Below are 13,535 nucleotides of genomic sequence, written 5' to 3'. Positions count from 1 at the left end.
CCAGGCGCCGGCGCAGTCAGGTAACGCCGACGCGCTCAGTCCAATCCGGCGAGCGCCTGTGCAAAGCGCATCGCACTGCCTTCGGCCAACGGAAAGGACAACGACGGTTCGAGGATCTCCAGTTCCAGCAGCTGTGGCTGGCCGTCGTCGGCATGGATCAGGTCGACCCGGGCATACAGTAGCGGCGCATCGAGGCCGAGGGTGCGGCTTGCTGCCTGCAGCGCGGCACTGGCCAGTGCGCGTTCGGTAGCGGTCGCCTCGCATGCGGAAAGGAATCCCAGGCTCGGGGCGTTGGTGGTGCCGTCGCGGGCCAGCAGCGCGGCCTTGCGGATCGCGTGGCTATAGATGCCGTTGATGTAGACCAGGTCGGTCTCACCCTGCCGTTCGATCGATGCCAGATACGGCTGCAGGATGACGCTATGGCCCGCGCCCAGCAGGGTCCCTGCGTGCTGCAGTGCCTGCATCGCATCGGCGCGCAGGAACCGCCGCACATTGCGCGAGGACGCACCGACCGTTGGCTTGACGACGAGTTCATCCAGGCCGGGGTGCGCCTGCAGGAACGCGTCGAGCATCGTCTGCGCCGATGCCTTCGATTCGATGAAGGTGCTGGGAATCACTGCCACGCCGGCCCTGGCGAGGTCGGCCAGGTAATGCTTGTCCAGCGACCAGCGCACGGCCGGCAGCGGGTTCACCAGCCGGCTGACCTTGCTGACGTGTGCGCACCAGTCCAGGAAGGCGTCGGGGCGGCGGGTGTAGTCCCAGGGAGAGCGCAGCACGATATGGCTGAAGCGGGACCAGTCCTGGTCCGGGTCATCCCAGTTGCAGATGTGGATATCCAGCGCCAAGGCCTGGCAGGCATCGCGCAGTGGCGGCATGTCGTAGTCGTCGTCGAGGCTGGTGGCGTCGGTAATCAGGGCAAGGGTGGTCACGGAGGGCACTGTATGGGGGAAGCGGGCTTGTGCAGGATATATGGCAGGGCGCCCTGGCGGCATTGGCGACAACCGATGTCCTCGGCAAGGCACGGAGACGGTTATGTCGTGCCACGACATTGGCTATTCTCCACTCCTGCCCTTCGCGGCGAGGAACGCTTTCAGGGGAAGGGATTGAGCAGTCTCCAGCACACATATCGTTACCTGCAGCCATCAGCCTGGCAGGAAGCCGCCGGGCCACGACTGACGCTGGAAACCAGTGGGATGGCCGGCAATCCACATCCGCACTTCTTCGAGGGCAGGCTACTGCAGCCGCGACTGGTCGCCGAACTGCTGACAGCGGTGCAGTTGATCGTGGGCAGCCGCTTCTTCACTCCGCCCAACAGCGTGGCCCGCGCCATTGTCCTGGCGGACCCGGTGGTTACCTGTGGCGGGCAGGTGCTGCGTTTCGAGGGCTTTTCCTCGTGCTGCAGCGCCTATATCCGCGTGGACCTTCTACCGGCATCCTACGACGGCGAAGTGGTGGGCAAGGGCACCACCAACGTCGACTTCAACGCGCCGATGCGTGCTGCACTGGCGCGGCTGCGCGATGCTGATGGGCTGCAACTGGCCGTCGGGCGCGACGCGGTGCGGCTACGTTCGGCCGGTGCCGAGGTGGTCGAACGCAAAGTGGCACTGCCGACCCGATGGCTGCGCGGCATGGTGGAGGTGCAGTCCTACCAAGCGAGCATGCAGCCCTGCTTCAGCGCGACCGCCGTGGAAGCACTGCGCCTGCTGCGCAGCCTGCCCAAGGCCTCGACCCGGCGCACGCCGTTGTGGATCGCCCGGACGGGCGGCGGTCTGGCCGCGTCGACCCGGCAAACACCCGGCGCGGTGCGGTTGACGGAAACCGCGCGCCTGCGCGTGCTTGGGTTGCTGCTACCCCGTGCCAAGGGCCTGCAGGTTCACGCTGATGCGCAGCAGCAGGCCTGCACCTGGGTGCTGGATTTCGGCAGCGCCCGCCTGAGCCTGGTACTGAGCAGCGAGGTCTGGCGTGGTTTCTCCGGTGAAGGACAGGCGCTGACAGCCTTGATGCAGGCCAGTACAGGTAACGCCGCCGAGCTGGCATGTGTCCGTGCTTCGTTGAATTGGCAGGCGGCGATCGATGCGGCCGCACTGGCTGCCGGGTGCAATAGCAGCGTGGATCGCGTGACCGATGCGCTGCGCGTGCTGGGAGCCTCGGGGCTGGTGGGCTTCGACGTCAGCGAAGGCGCCTACTTCCATCGCGTGTTGCCGTTCGACCTGAGCCTGATGGAGGACCTGCACCCGCGTCTGGCCGAAGCACGCCAGCTGTTGGAGGAAGGTGCGGTGACGCTGGTCAGCGCCCAGCCACTGGCTGCCACCATTGCCAGCGGGGGCGTGTGGCACCGCGTGTGGGAAGTCGACGAGCAGTTGCATTGCACCTGCCCGTGGTTCGCCCGTCATCAAGGGCAGCGGGGCCCCTGCAAGCACGTGATGGCGGCCTCGGCCCTGCGTACGCTCGATCATTGAACCAAGGAACGGCCTGGATGGCACAGAATTTCGTACCGGAAACTGCGCTGGAATCGGCGGTCCACGCTGGTGATTATCCGCAGACACTGACCCTGTTGCGTATCCTCGACCGGGAACAGAGACGTGCGCACCGGTCCAGTGTGCGCCGCATGAAGAAGCTGTTGGACGCGGCGCGCTGGAACAGCCGTGACGAGAATTACGCCGGCTGGGGTGTCAGCCCTACAGACGACCAGGTCCGCGCCATGTTCGCAACGGTGGTGGTCTGTGGCACCGCCGCCGACGTTGCCGCCAGCCACGGTAGCAAGGATGACCTGCTTGATCTGTGCCGGGAGTTCGGTCCCGAATCCCTGCAGGGCATGGCGGACGCCCAACTGCGCGGCAGCCCGCATGCGATTGGAGTGGTGCAGGCGTTGCTCGTCGCCGGGCTGGTACCGCGGCCGGACAGCGATGACTACATCATCGGGTTGATGAGCCTGGCCCAGAACCGTCGCTTCGAGGCGGTGTGGACCGCCGATCCCGGCCTACGCGAGGTACTGCTGCGGATCATGGAGGTGGAGGGCAGCAGCGAGTTCAACCTGGCCGCGGTGGACAAGTACACGCACGGCACCGCCTGCTGGTCGCAGGTGCTGTGTCGGTTGCGCGACGAAGGGGTGTACACGCAGGAACAGCTGATGGAACGCACCTTGTCCACCCTGGCGCAGGATTGGCCACAATTCCGTGCGGGTTGGTTCTCGCGCTTTCATGCCGAACTCGCGCCCGACCTGCCCCTGCTGGCCGCCAATGCGCCGCGCTATCTCGGGCTCTGCCACAGCCGCATCGCACCGACGGTGACGATGGCATTGGAGGTCATCAAGCGGTTGGAGCCCAGCCAGGTCATCGCCGACGCGGATCTATTCGATGCCTTGCGCCCGGTGCTGCACGCAAGCACCAAGGTGCAGGTGCTGGGCGCATTGAAACTGCTGGATGGGCGGGTGAAGCGAGATTCCGCGCTGGCGGAAAGCGCGTTCGGACTGGCCATGGTCGCGCTGGCGCATACCGCCCCGGACGTACAGGCGCAGGTGTTGCAGCGACTTGCGCGCTGGCACGCTGGGCCGGATGTGCGGATGCTATTGCCGCTCTATGCCGACGGAATCGCCGCCGTGCACCGGCCGGCCTTCCTGGCGCTGATGGGGGGAGCGGCGGCTGACGCAGCCGGACCGTCGCTGGTGGAACAGCCGGTCGTCGCACCCGGCAGTGGCCCGGCCTGTCCGCTGGAGGAGGCACATCGCCTGCGGCCACCGGCCGATATCGACGCGTTGGTGCGTTGCATCGCGCACGTGTTCGAGAACGATCACGACAGCGATGCATTCGAGATGGCAGCCGCAACGCTGGTCCAGCTTGCGCCACTCGAAGCAGGGCAACGTGAGCGGCTTGGGCCGGTGATCAAGCGGGCAGGGCGGTTGCGCACCCCTGTGGCGCAGGAGTTGGGGCGCCTGCTGTTGGCTGTGGTGGGTGAGAGGGGAGAGTTGTTGGCGCCGCGGCCATTCGAGGTCTACGCCGATACTGCGCTCGCTTGCCTGCAGGACCGTAGCGAAGACTGGTTGCGGCTGGCAGCTCAAGCGGTGCATCTACCGCCGTTGTCCATGCCGACGCACCGCGGCGGCTTCATTGCCCCCTCAATGCTGGTCGAACGTGCCGCTGCATACGAACAACGGACGGTCGATGTGGGTCTGCGCGAACAGGTCCGCGCCCTGCTGCGGCTGGCACCGATCGGCGATGCAGCCGCCATCGAGGCGGCGCGACAGCTTGCCGACGGGCCATTCACGCGTGCGCTGCGCTACGCATTGGGTGATCATCTCGCGCCGGAGACAGGCCAACTGGCCCTGTTCGCCGCTGCCGCCCGTGTGCGCTTTCCCGAGGCCGACGACCCGGCATTGTTCGCTGCGGTAGGCGATATTGGTGCCGGCGGCGCACACGCCGCGCGCTACCGTTGGCAGACACAGAGCTGGCAATCGGAAGTGCAGGGCAAGACCTACCACCATCATGGTTTCATCGTGGAGGTGGACACCAAGCCGAATGAGGTCGCCGATGAGCTGCTGGCGGTCCGTCGGCATCGGATACCACGCGAGGAGGATCGAGGCTATTACGTGTTCCATGCGCCTGGCTTTGCCGGTCATCAAGACGAAGGGCTGCTCCGTTTCTCGGCGGTGTTGTTACCCAATTGCCTGGAGGCACATTTTGCGGACGGCGTGCGTGCGATCGGCAACAACTTGGACTGGTGGGAAGCGCAGTGGTCGACCAAGGCATACCTGGAGCGGTTGCTGGACCCGGCGGTGACGATGCGGCCCATGGCGACCTTGCTGCTGGCGTTGGGATTGGCGGCGAAGGAGCCCGGCCAGCATGCATTGTCGGTTGATGCGCTGTTGGCCACGTGGCGGGAAGGGCGTCTTGAGACCGATGCTTTGGCTATTGCGCTGCGTCGCCTGTCAGCCACGCCGATGGTCAAGGCATCGCGTTACACACGCAGCCTGCAGCAGGCGCTGCGGCTGGATCCGGGCGCACACCCGCTGGTGTTCGACCTGCTGGTCGCGTTGGTGACGGCGGTGCCGGACGCTCCGCAGCGCGACATCGCAGGACTGCTGGAGCTGATGTTGGAGCTGTCGCTGGCCCATGGGCACCGCCTTCGGGATGCAGAGCGCGCCATGCTGCAGGCGATGCCGTTGAAGGCGAAGGCCGGGCAGTTGGCACGCACGCTGCTGGTTGCCTGAGGGCGTGCTTACCGGCGCGCGCGTTCGACGGCCAGCCGCGTGCGGGAAGGGGCATCGCCAAGCGCTGCGGCCTGGCCGAGCAGGGCAAGCGCGGCGCTGCGATCACCTGCGCCTCCGCGCTCGATCCGCATCACCGCGGCGTTGTAGGCGGCGATGGGATTGCCCTGCGCCGCGCTGAACTCGAACCGCTCCAGTGCCTTGTCCGGGCACAGGAAGAACGCGTCCCAGCCGATGGCCGCCGATAGCTGGAGGGCGTGGTTGTCGGCGGGGATATGCTCCTGCACTTCCGCGGGCCAGCCGGTGGCCAGTGCGGCCAATACGTCCGCCCCCTTGGGTATGAAGTAGGCACCGCTGCTCGCGCGCACGGTGAAGGCCTGGCGGGTGGTGCGCCGCGTGCCGTCCTCGGCCAGCCATAGGAAACCGTCCTCGCCCCGTACGGGAAAGCCATCCAACGCCTGCGAAAGGCGTTCCGCCAGAGAGGCAGCACCGGCCGTGGGTGCGGTAGCGGTCCACGAGCCGATCAGTTCCACGCGTTGCACCCCGCCACCCAGTTTTGGCTGGATGCTGGCGACCAGGTCATCAAGGGTGAGGATGCGCATCTGCGCGTCGTACAGGCGCCATGGGCTGGACTGCAGGACGATGATCAGCACGCTGTCATCGTCGGGAATGGCCTGTATATAGTCGTACAGCGCCTTGCCGGCAAACACGCAGGTGTCCGTTGGCGCTTGCGTAACGCAACTCGGAACCGAGACGCTGCCTGACAGCGGCAGCCGCGCGGCATCACAGGCTGCTGCGACGGGGGCGATGGTGACGGCGATCAACATCAGGACGTGTGGGATCAGGTGCATGGGCAGCACAGGAGCGCGATGAGATCCGTTCTATACGATGCCGCTGCTGCGCCGTCCAGTGGGTGGGGCGTGTCCCTGTTTGCATGAAAAGAACGGTTGTGCTTTTATTTGTCGCATGGTCAGGCAGACGACAGTAGGCAAAGGTGCGGCGACCCGGGAGGTGATCCTGGGCACGGCGTGCGCCCTGGCGCGGGTCAACGGGTTGGATGGGCTCACCATCGGAGTGTTGGCCGATGCGGTTGGCATGTCCAAGAGCGGCGTGTTCGCCCATTTCGGCTCCCGCGAGGACCTGCAACTGGCGGTGCTGGACACCACCGCGCAGCGGTTCGTGCAGCAGGTGATCGAGCCGGCGGCGCTGCAGCCGGCGGGGTTGCCGCAGCTGCGTGCCATCGTTGATCGCTGGTTCGACTGGATCCGCCATGAGCGCACTGGCGGCGGCTGCCTGTTCACCGCGGCAGCCAGCGAATTCGATGACCAGCCGGGGCCGGTCCGCGCGCACCTGGCACGCCAGCAGGCGAGATGGCGCGGCTACCTGTCGCGGGTGATCGACCAGGCCGTGTCCGCGGGCGAACTCGCCGTCGATACCGACCCGGCGCAACTGGCGTTCGAGATCACCGGCTTTGCGATGGTGCTGCACCACGACTCCGGCCTGTTCGACTACACCGAGGCGCGCATGCGCGGGCTACGTGCCTTCGAGCGCCTGATCACTCCCTTCATTCCCCCCCGCAACGCCCGCTGAGGCTCGAGGAGTAGCGCCATGGATTCCGTGCACGACAAAAATAGTACGGTCGTTCGTAAATCACCACGTCGGCGTGCCGACGCAGACTGGCGGTTGGCGGCGATGCGCGCGTGCATGCGTCTGGCGGGATGGGTGAGCCCGGCGCTGGCGGCGCGGCTGATGGCGCGGTTGTGGTTCACCGCCCCGCAGACCCGGCCCAAGCCCGCCGCGCTGGCCCGCCTGGAGGCCGGCCAGCGGCATGATGTCGACGTGGACGGAAACCGCGTGGCGGTATGGTCGTGGGGCAGCGGCCCAGCGGTCTTGCTGATGCATGGCTGGGGCGGCAACGCCGGACAGATGCATGCCTTCGTCGCACCGCTGTGCGCGGCCGGTCTGCGAGTGCTCGCGTTTGACGCGCCGGCGCATGGCAGCTCCGGGCCGAGCCACTGGGGTGGGCGACGGGTCAGCTTCGTCGAAATCGCCGCCGCCATTGGAAAGGTCACCGCTGGGGTGGACCCGCTGGTTGGCCTCGTCGCGCACTCCGGTGGATGCACTGCCGCGACCCTGGCACTGCGCGAAGGGCTCGGCATGCCGGCGCGGCTGGCGTTCATTGCTCCCTTTGCCCGGCCGCAGGAAGCCATCGCGCCGTTCGCGCGTGCCTTGGGTGCGGATGCACGGGCCCTGGCGCGGTTCGAGGCCGATGTACAACAACGGCTGGGACGCCGCTGGCCCGCGTTCGACGTGACCGGCTTGCCGCAGGTGACGCCGGTGGGCCGCCTGTTGGTGGTGCATGACCGCGACGACCGTGAGGTGGCGCATGCCGAGGGCGCTGCCATCGCCGCGACCTGGCCGGGGGCGCGGCTGCATACCACGCAGGGACTGGGCCATCGGCGCTTGCTCGAGGATCCGGAGGTTGTAACCCAGGTCGTGGCGTTCATCGCGGCGGATGAACGCGGGACGGTTTGACGTCCCGTTCAATATGTAACAACATAAGTTACATGAAGCGAGACAGCCGCCTTTCCTCCGTTCTGCATGCCCTATTGCACATGGCCGAGCAGGCAACCCCCATGACGTCCGAAGCGCTGGGGCAGTGCCTGCGCACCAACCCGGTGGTGGTCCGCCGCACCATGGGGCTGCTGCGTGACGCCGGGTTGGTTGCCGCCGAACGCGGTCATGCCGGCGGCTGGCGGATCACCGCGGACCTGCGAAAGGTCAGCCTGCGCGAGTTGCACGATGCGCTGGGCGAGCCTGCGCTGTTCGCCATCGGCAACCGCAGCGAGCACCCTGAGTGCCTGGTGGAACAGGCGGTCAATGCAGCCCTGGACACCGCGTTCGCGGATGCCGAAGCACTGCTGCTGGAGCGATTCGCCGCGGTTTCGCTGGCCGACCTGGCCGAGGATTTCGCGCGCCGGCATGCCGCACACAAGGGAGCAAGGCAATGAAACAGTACGACGTCATCATCGTGGGTGGCAGTTATGCCGGCATGGCCGCGGCACTGCAACTGGTACGCGCACGGCGCAGCGTGTTGGTCATCGATGCCGGCCAGCGTCGCAACCGCATGGCGTCGCATTCGCATGGTTTCCTGGCGCAGGATGGCGCCGATCCGGCCGAGATCGCCCGTATCGCCCGCGCACAGTTGCAGGCGTACCCGAGCCTGTCCTGGTGCGAGGACGAGGCTGTCGATGCCGCCGGCACGCATGACGCGTTCGTAGTCAGCACCGCGCGCTCGGGCCAGTTCGGCGCGCGGCGCCTCGTGCTGGCCACGGGCGTTTCCGATGCCTTGCCCGAGATCGAGGGCCTGCAGGCGCGCTGGGGACGCAGCGTTTTCCATTGCCCGTACTGCCACGGCTACGAGCTGGCGATGGGCCGCATCGGGGTGATCGCGGTCAACCCGATGTCGTTGCACCAGGCGCAGCTGCTGCCGGAGTGGGGTGAGGTGACGCTGTTGTTGAACAACGCCGTGGAACCCGATGCCGCGGCGCGGGAAGCGCTGCAGCAACGCGGTGTACGGATCGAGTCGACGCCGGTCGCCCGCATTGAAGGGGAGGCCGACGTGGTGCTGGCGGATGGCCGCCGGCTGACGTTCGCGGGCCTGTTCACGGCACCGTTGAACGCGCCATCCACCCCGCTGGCCGAGCGGCTGGGCTGCCCGCTGGTCAGTACGCCGATGGGTACGCAGATCCAGGTCGATGAGACCAAGCAGACCGGACTTCCCGGTGTATTTGCCTGCGGTGATGCCGCCCGTGTGCCGCATTCGGTATCGCTGGCGGTCGGGGATGGGGCATGGGCCGGCGCGCAGGTGCATCGCTCACTGGTGTTTCCCGCGGCCTGAGCAGCAGTCCAGCCGCGGGTGCCGGGTGGAGGGTTCGCATCCGCGCAGCGCCTCCGCTACCGCTGCAAGGAAGGCCGGAAACGGTAGGATATGCGGCCTCCCTGGAGCCTCCTGTTCGTGCGCATTCGACCCCTGCAACACACTGACCTCCCGGCCTTGCTCGTGATCTGGGAGCAGTCCGTGCGCGCCACACATGCGTTCCTGTCCGAGCAGGATATCCAGGCACTGCTGCCGATCGTGCGCGATCAGGCGCTGCCCCACCTGGAAGTCTGGGTTGCCAGCGATGACGCCGATGCACCGATCGGCTTCATGGGCCTGGATGGCAACAAGGTCGAAGCCCTGTTCGTGTCGCCCACCCGCTTCCGCCAGGGCGGCGGCAGGCAGTTGATCGCGCACGCACGTGCGTTGAAGGGGGCGCTGGAACTGGACGTCAACGAGCAGAACCCGCGCGCCGTCGCCTTCTATCTCGCCAATGGCTTCGTCGTGTCGGGGCGTTCGCCCGTGGACGGGCAGGGCAATCCGTTCCCGCTGCTGCACCTGAAGGAAGCCTGATTCCTACGGATATCTGTGCGCGCAGGGCCGTGCACGCCGTCGCCGTCTGCAGAATGTGGCGATACCTGCGCGTACAGCGCCCAGGCGTGTGAGGTGAAAGGGTGTGCACAAAGGTTTCATCCGCGTTTAGCGCGATGGCGCCTAGGGTGCGCCTATCAACGGCCCGGAGAAGCCCATGGCCAGGACTGCGCCCCGCGTGCATACCGCGCAGGTTGAAATCGAGCATCTGAAGGCGTTGCAACTGGCACTGGACGCGGAGCTGGTCGTTGCGTTGCGGATGAAGGATGGCCGGGTAATCACCGGCACGGTGACCGAGCGTCCTGCGGTCCAGCAGTTCCGCGGACCGCAGGAAGAAGAGGGGACGAACGGACAGGTGCCGATCGACGTGCCAGGCGAAGGCGTGCAACTGCTCTGGCTGGACGAGATCGAGGACTTCACCCGGCTTGGCAGCAATTGAGACCGTATCCGTGGCAGGACCGTGTCCACATCGCGTGTCCTGATTCGCCGATGACGAGGGGGCTTGCCGGGTGGATGGCCGGCGTGGTTCTGTTGCCGTGACCATTCCACGGAGTTCCCCGATGTCCGATGAGCACACTCCCTTCCACGTACTGGCGTTTGCCGGAAGCCTGCGCCGGCACAGTTACAACCGCCGCCTGCTGGACGCAGCGGCAGCCGCTGCGCCGGCCGGCATTCGCCTGACCGTCTACGACACCATCGCGCAGGTGCCGTTGTTCGACGAGGACCTAGAAGCCGAGACCCACGGCGGGCCGGACGGGGTGAAGCAGTTGCGCGCGGCGATCGTCGCGGCCGATGGCGTGCTGATCTCGACCCCGGAATACAACCAGTCGCTGCCGGGGGTGCTCAAGAACACGCTGGACTGGCTTTCGCGCAAGGACGCCGAATACGGCGAAGTGTTGTCCGGCAAGCCGGCGGCGATCATGGGCGCGACGCCCGGCCGGTGGGGGACGCGGGTCGCCCAGTCGCAGCTCCGCCATGCCCTGGCGGCCATGGGAGCGCTCACGATGACGGCGCCGCAGCTGTACGTCGCCGAGGCGGCCAAGGCCAGCGACGCGGAAACCGGTGCATTCGACGCCGCGACCCAGAAGCGCCTGGGCACATTCCTGGAGGGCTTCCAGGCCTGGATGCAGGTATTGAACGCCGGGCCACGCAACCGCTGAAGCGCGTTGCCGCGCAGCGCCGGCCGGTAGCACCGTGCGGTTGCCTGGCAACCGCACGGATGATCACTCCGCTCCTGCCGCAGATGCCGAGGTAATGCCCGTGGCGGTATCGAAGCTGCCGCCCAGCGCCAGGTACAGGTCGACGCGGCGGGTCAGGCGGTCACTCTGCAGCGCGATCAACGCGACGTCGGCGGCATGCAGGGCCAGCTGGCGCTGGTTCACCGCGCGCAGGTCGGATTTGCCGACGCGGTAGGCCGACTGCTCCAACTGCAACGCTTCCTGGTTCGCCGCCCGGGTGGCCTTGAGGATGCTTTCGCGCTCGCCGAGGATGCGCTCTGCGCTGAGCGCGTCCTCCACCTCGCCCAGTGCCGCCAATGCCTTGCGGGAATAGTCGGCGACGGCCTGCTTCTGTTCGGCGGTGCGCAGCGTCACCTGCCCGCTGAGCGCGCCGCCGGCATACACCGGCACCGTGGTGGTGCCGGTCACGCTGGACAAGGTCTGCTCAAGGCCACTGCGGGTTTCCAGCACCTCGTTGCTGAGCCGGCCGTAGCCGGCCGACAGCGAGAGTGAGGGCAGCATTGAGGCCTTGGCCTCACCGACCCTGTCGAAGGCGGCCGCGACCCGTCGCTCCGCGGCCTGCACGTCGAGCCGCCGGTTGAGCACATCCATCGGGATGCCGGCCGGAACCGGTCCCGGGAACGCGGGAAGTCCGGTGCCCGAGGCCAGGCTGGCCCCCGGGTAGCGTCCCAGCAGCAGTTCCAGCGCACGCCGCGATTGGAGATGGGCCAACTCAACCTGTTGCCGGGCGTTCTCGTAGTCGCTCAGGCTTGCGCGCGCGGCGATGACGTCGCTTTCGTCACCGGCGCCAATGCGACGCCGGTGCTCGGCCAGCTCCAGCAGTGTCTGCGCCGAGGTCACCATCCGGTCGGCCAGCGCCTTCTGCTGCCCGGTTTCGCAGGCCACGAACCAGGCCCGCGCCACGCCGGCGGCCAGCGACTGCTGCGCGAACTGATAGTCCGCACTGCTTGCATCGCGGGCGGCCATTGCCGCGTTGCGCCCGTAGCGGAGGCGGCCCCACAGGTCGATCTCCCACGACAGCCGCAGCATGGCGCCGCTGAACAGCGGCACCAGGTCCGATACGGGCTTGGTGCCGGCGCGGCCCAGCACGCCGATGCCGGGCTTGAGCTGGGCCTGGGCGATCTCCAGCTGGGCGTTGGACTGCTCCAGGCGTGCCGCGGCAATCTGCAGGTCCGGGTTGTTCGCCAGTGCTTCCTGCACCAGCTGCGTCAATGCCGGGTCGTTGAAGCTGGCCAGCCAGCCGTCGATCACCTCCGCCGATGCGGCAGACGATGCCCACGCGTCGGGAATGTCGACATGGCCCAACGCCTCGGACTGGACCTGGCTGCGGGTGGGCTCGGGCAGCACGGCGCAACCGGAGAGGGCGGCAAGCAGGCAGGCCACCGCCACGTGCGAGGCGCGGGTGAGGGGGGAGCGGGAAATGTCGGTCATGTAAGGGCTCAATGCAGTTTGAGGACCAGCCAGTCAAGCTTCGAGCTGACCCGGATCATCACCTTGCGGACCATGTGCAGCAGCTTGCCGTGTTCGGTGTAGATGGCGCCCTGTCCCTGCGCGCCCATGGCCAGCAGCAGGTCCGCGTCCTTGCCGGCCGGCCGCAACCGCACGGCGATGCGCCCGGTGGGAATGGGCTGGTCACCCGGCTGCGGGATCATCCCGCTGATCGGCATCTGGCCGGTGCCCGATGCCCAGACCACCGAGTCGACCTTGCACTTGATGATGCGGTTGGGCTGGGTCTTCAGTGCGATCTCGGCCTCGTTGCCGGGGGCGATGTTGCCCAGCTCGTTCTGGGCGTACATCGCCAGCACCCACTGCTCCTGCTCGACGAAGCTCATCACCGGGGTCAGCGGCAGGTTGGCCGCATACGAGCCTTCGCGCAGCTGGAGGTTGATCACCGAGCCATCCGACGGTGCCCGCACGATGGTCTGGTCCAGCTGCCAACGTGCCTGCACGATCTGCGCGTCCAACTGCTGCAGGGCGGCGCGTGCCTGTGCCACCTCGGAAAGCTCGCCGTCACCGGTCCGCGCGGACAGCTTCTGCTGCACCTGGGCCATCTGCGCGGAGGTGGAGGTCAGCTCGGCGCGCAGGCTGGCCGCTTCGGCCTGTGCCTGCTCGTGATCGAACTTCGGGCCCGCGCCGATCCGGGCCAGCTCCGCGGTCTGGCCTTCGCGCAACTCGGCCAGCTTCAACCGCGATGCCACCGCAGCCTGCGCCGAACGCGCCGACTTCAACTGTTCGTCGAGCTCGCGCTGGTAGGCCTGCGCGGTGTCCAGTTTGGCCGACAGCTCGGGGACCTTGGCCTCCAGCGCGGAGAGCTCCTGCTGGAAAGGCACCGGGTCGATGCGGAACAGCACGTCGCCCTTCTTCACCGGGCGATTGGCTTCGACCGGGACCTCGATGACCCGACCGGCCACGCGCGGCACGATCTGGACGACATAGTTGACCACGCGGATGTCCGAGGAGGACGGCGCGACGACGTTCAGGATCAGGATCATCGCCGTCAGCGCGAACACCGGCAACGAGACCACGATGATCTGCGAAACGAAGTTCCACGCCAGCCACTTGAACTTGAAGAAGATCAGCCAGACGAAGAACGAGTAGATCAGGAGCAGGATGATTTCCACGG

The 13,535-nt window shown here is 67.2% G+C and carries 13 protein-coding genes; 9 read left to right on the top strand and 4 right to left on the bottom strand.

Annotated elements, in window-relative coordinates:
- Window positions 1-35: 35 nt before the first annotated feature.
- Window positions 36-929 carry an ATP-grasp domain-containing protein gene (locus AC06FE_RS18055; RefSeq protein WP_478073835.1) on the bottom strand — a complete coding sequence of 298 codons (894 nt, stop codon included), beginning with the start codon at window positions 927-929 and terminating at the stop codon, window positions 36-38.
- Window positions 930-1,103: 174 nt separating this feature from the next.
- Between AC06FE_RS18055 and AC06FE_RS18050 the strand changes: the two genes are divergently transcribed.
- Complete coding sequence (locus tag AC06FE_RS18050) at window positions 1,104-2,459, top strand: SWIM zinc finger family protein (protein ID WP_478073834.1); 1,356 nt, start codon at window positions 1,104-1,106, stop codon at window positions 2,457-2,459.
- 17 nt (window positions 2,460-2,476) lie between these two features.
- Entirely contained in the window at window positions 2,477-5,206 is a 2,730-nt protein-coding gene (locus tag AC06FE_RS18045; protein WP_478073833.1) for a DUF6493 family protein, read from the top strand.
- Between the two features lie 8 nt (window positions 5,207-5,214).
- On the opposite strand, the gene AC06FE_RS18040 is transcribed toward AC06FE_RS18045, so the two are convergent.
- The gene (locus AC06FE_RS18040; protein WP_478073832.1) at window positions 5,215-6,030 is read right to left on the bottom strand and encodes a hypothetical protein; all 816 of its coding nucleotides are present in this window, start codon (window positions 6,028-6,030) and stop codon (window positions 5,215-5,217) included.
- Between the two features lie 184 nt (window positions 6,031-6,214).
- Between AC06FE_RS18040 and AC06FE_RS18035 the strand changes: the two genes are divergently transcribed.
- From AC06FE_RS18035 to AC06FE_RS18005, 7 genes are all read left to right on the top strand, one after another.
- A complete protein-coding gene (locus AC06FE_RS18035) occupies window positions 6,215-6,793 on the top strand; it encodes a TetR/AcrR family transcriptional regulator (RefSeq protein WP_318639515.1) in 579 nt (192 codons plus the stop codon).
- A gap of 18 nt (window positions 6,794-6,811) precedes the next feature.
- Complete coding sequence (locus tag AC06FE_RS18030; RefSeq protein ID WP_192285670.1) at window positions 6,812-7,738, top strand: alpha/beta fold hydrolase; 927 nt, start codon at window positions 6,812-6,814, stop codon at window positions 7,736-7,738.
- 32 nt (window positions 7,739-7,770) lie between these two features.
- A complete protein-coding gene (locus AC06FE_RS18025) occupies window positions 7,771-8,214 on the top strand; it encodes an RrF2 family transcriptional regulator (RefSeq protein ID WP_478073831.1) in 444 nt (147 codons plus the stop codon).
- Complete coding sequence (locus tag AC06FE_RS18020) at window positions 8,211-9,104, top strand: NAD(P)/FAD-dependent oxidoreductase (RefSeq protein ID WP_478073830.1); 894 nt, start codon at window positions 8,211-8,213, stop codon at window positions 9,102-9,104. Before AC06FE_RS18025 ends, AC06FE_RS18020 begins: the two co-directional genes overlap by 4 nt.
- Before the next feature lie 90 nt (window positions 9,105-9,194).
- Window positions 9,195-9,656 (top strand): acetyltransferase, encoded by a 462-nt coding sequence (locus tag AC06FE_RS18015; protein WP_478073829.1) that lies wholly within the window; start codon window positions 9,195-9,197, stop codon window positions 9,654-9,656.
- 175 nt (window positions 9,657-9,831) lie between these two features.
- A complete protein-coding gene (locus tag AC06FE_RS18010) occupies window positions 9,832-10,113 on the top strand; it encodes a DUF3247 family protein (protein WP_446541741.1) in 282 nt (93 codons plus the stop codon).
- A gap of 121 nt (window positions 10,114-10,234) precedes the next feature.
- Window positions 10,235-10,834 (top strand): NADPH-dependent FMN reductase, encoded by a 600-nt coding sequence (locus tag AC06FE_RS18005; RefSeq protein ID WP_478073828.1) that lies wholly within the window; start codon window positions 10,235-10,237, stop codon window positions 10,832-10,834.
- A gap of 63 nt (window positions 10,835-10,897) precedes the next feature.
- Here the strand turns inward: AC06FE_RS18005 and AC06FE_RS18000 are convergent, their stop codons facing one another.
- Together AC06FE_RS18000 and AC06FE_RS17995 are read right to left on the bottom strand one after the other, a co-directional pair.
- On the bottom strand, window positions 10,898-12,343 hold the full coding sequence (locus AC06FE_RS18000) for an efflux transporter outer membrane subunit (RefSeq protein WP_478073827.1): 1,446 nt from the start codon (window positions 12,341-12,343) through the stop codon (window positions 10,898-10,900).
- Window positions 12,344-12,351: 8 nt separating this feature from the next.
- Entirely contained in the window at window positions 12,352-13,533 is a 1,182-nt protein-coding gene (locus AC06FE_RS17995) for an HlyD family secretion protein (RefSeq protein WP_313256046.1), read from the bottom strand.
- Between the last annotated feature and the right edge of the window lie 2 nt (window positions 13,534-13,535).

It is taken from the genome of Stenotrophomonas sp. Steno-C18, from assembly GCF_056393195.1.
Note: the sequence above shows the minus strand (reverse complement) of the source record. Positions and strands in the feature narration are given on the sequence as shown.

Bases quoted from the DNA above. Each gene is read 5' to 3' on its own strand.
- AC06FE_RS18045 (WP_478073833.1), top strand. From the start codon at position 2,477: ATGGCACAGAATTTCGTACCGGAAACTGCGCTGGAATCGGCGGTCCAC.
- AC06FE_RS18040 (WP_478073832.1), bottom strand. From the start codon at position 6,030: ATGTTGATCGCCGTCACCATCGCCCCCGTCGCAGCAGCCTGTGATGCC.
- AC06FE_RS18030 (WP_192285670.1), top strand. From the start codon at position 6,812: ATGGATTCCGTGCACGACAAAAATAGTACGGTCGTTCGTAAATCACCA.
- AC06FE_RS18025 (WP_478073831.1), top strand. From the start codon at position 7,771: ATGAAGCGAGACAGCCGCCTTTCCTCCGTTCTGCATGCCCTATTGCAC.
- AC06FE_RS18020 (WP_478073830.1), top strand. From the start codon at position 8,211: ATGAAACAGTACGACGTCATCATCGTGGGTGGCAGTTATGCCGGCATG.
- AC06FE_RS18015 (WP_478073829.1), top strand. From the start codon at position 9,195: ATGCGGCCTCCCTGGAGCCTCCTGTTCGTGCGCATTCGACCCCTGCAA.
- AC06FE_RS18010 (WP_446541741.1), top strand. From the start codon at position 9,832: ATGGCCAGGACTGCGCCCCGCGTGCATACCGCGCAGGTTGAAATCGAG.
- AC06FE_RS18005 (WP_478073828.1), top strand. From the start codon at position 10,235: ATGTCCGATGAGCACACTCCCTTCCACGTACTGGCGTTTGCCGGAAGC.
- AC06FE_RS18000 (WP_478073827.1), bottom strand. From the start codon at position 12,343: ATGACCGACATTTCCCGCTCCCCCCTCACCCGCGCCTCGCACGTGGCG.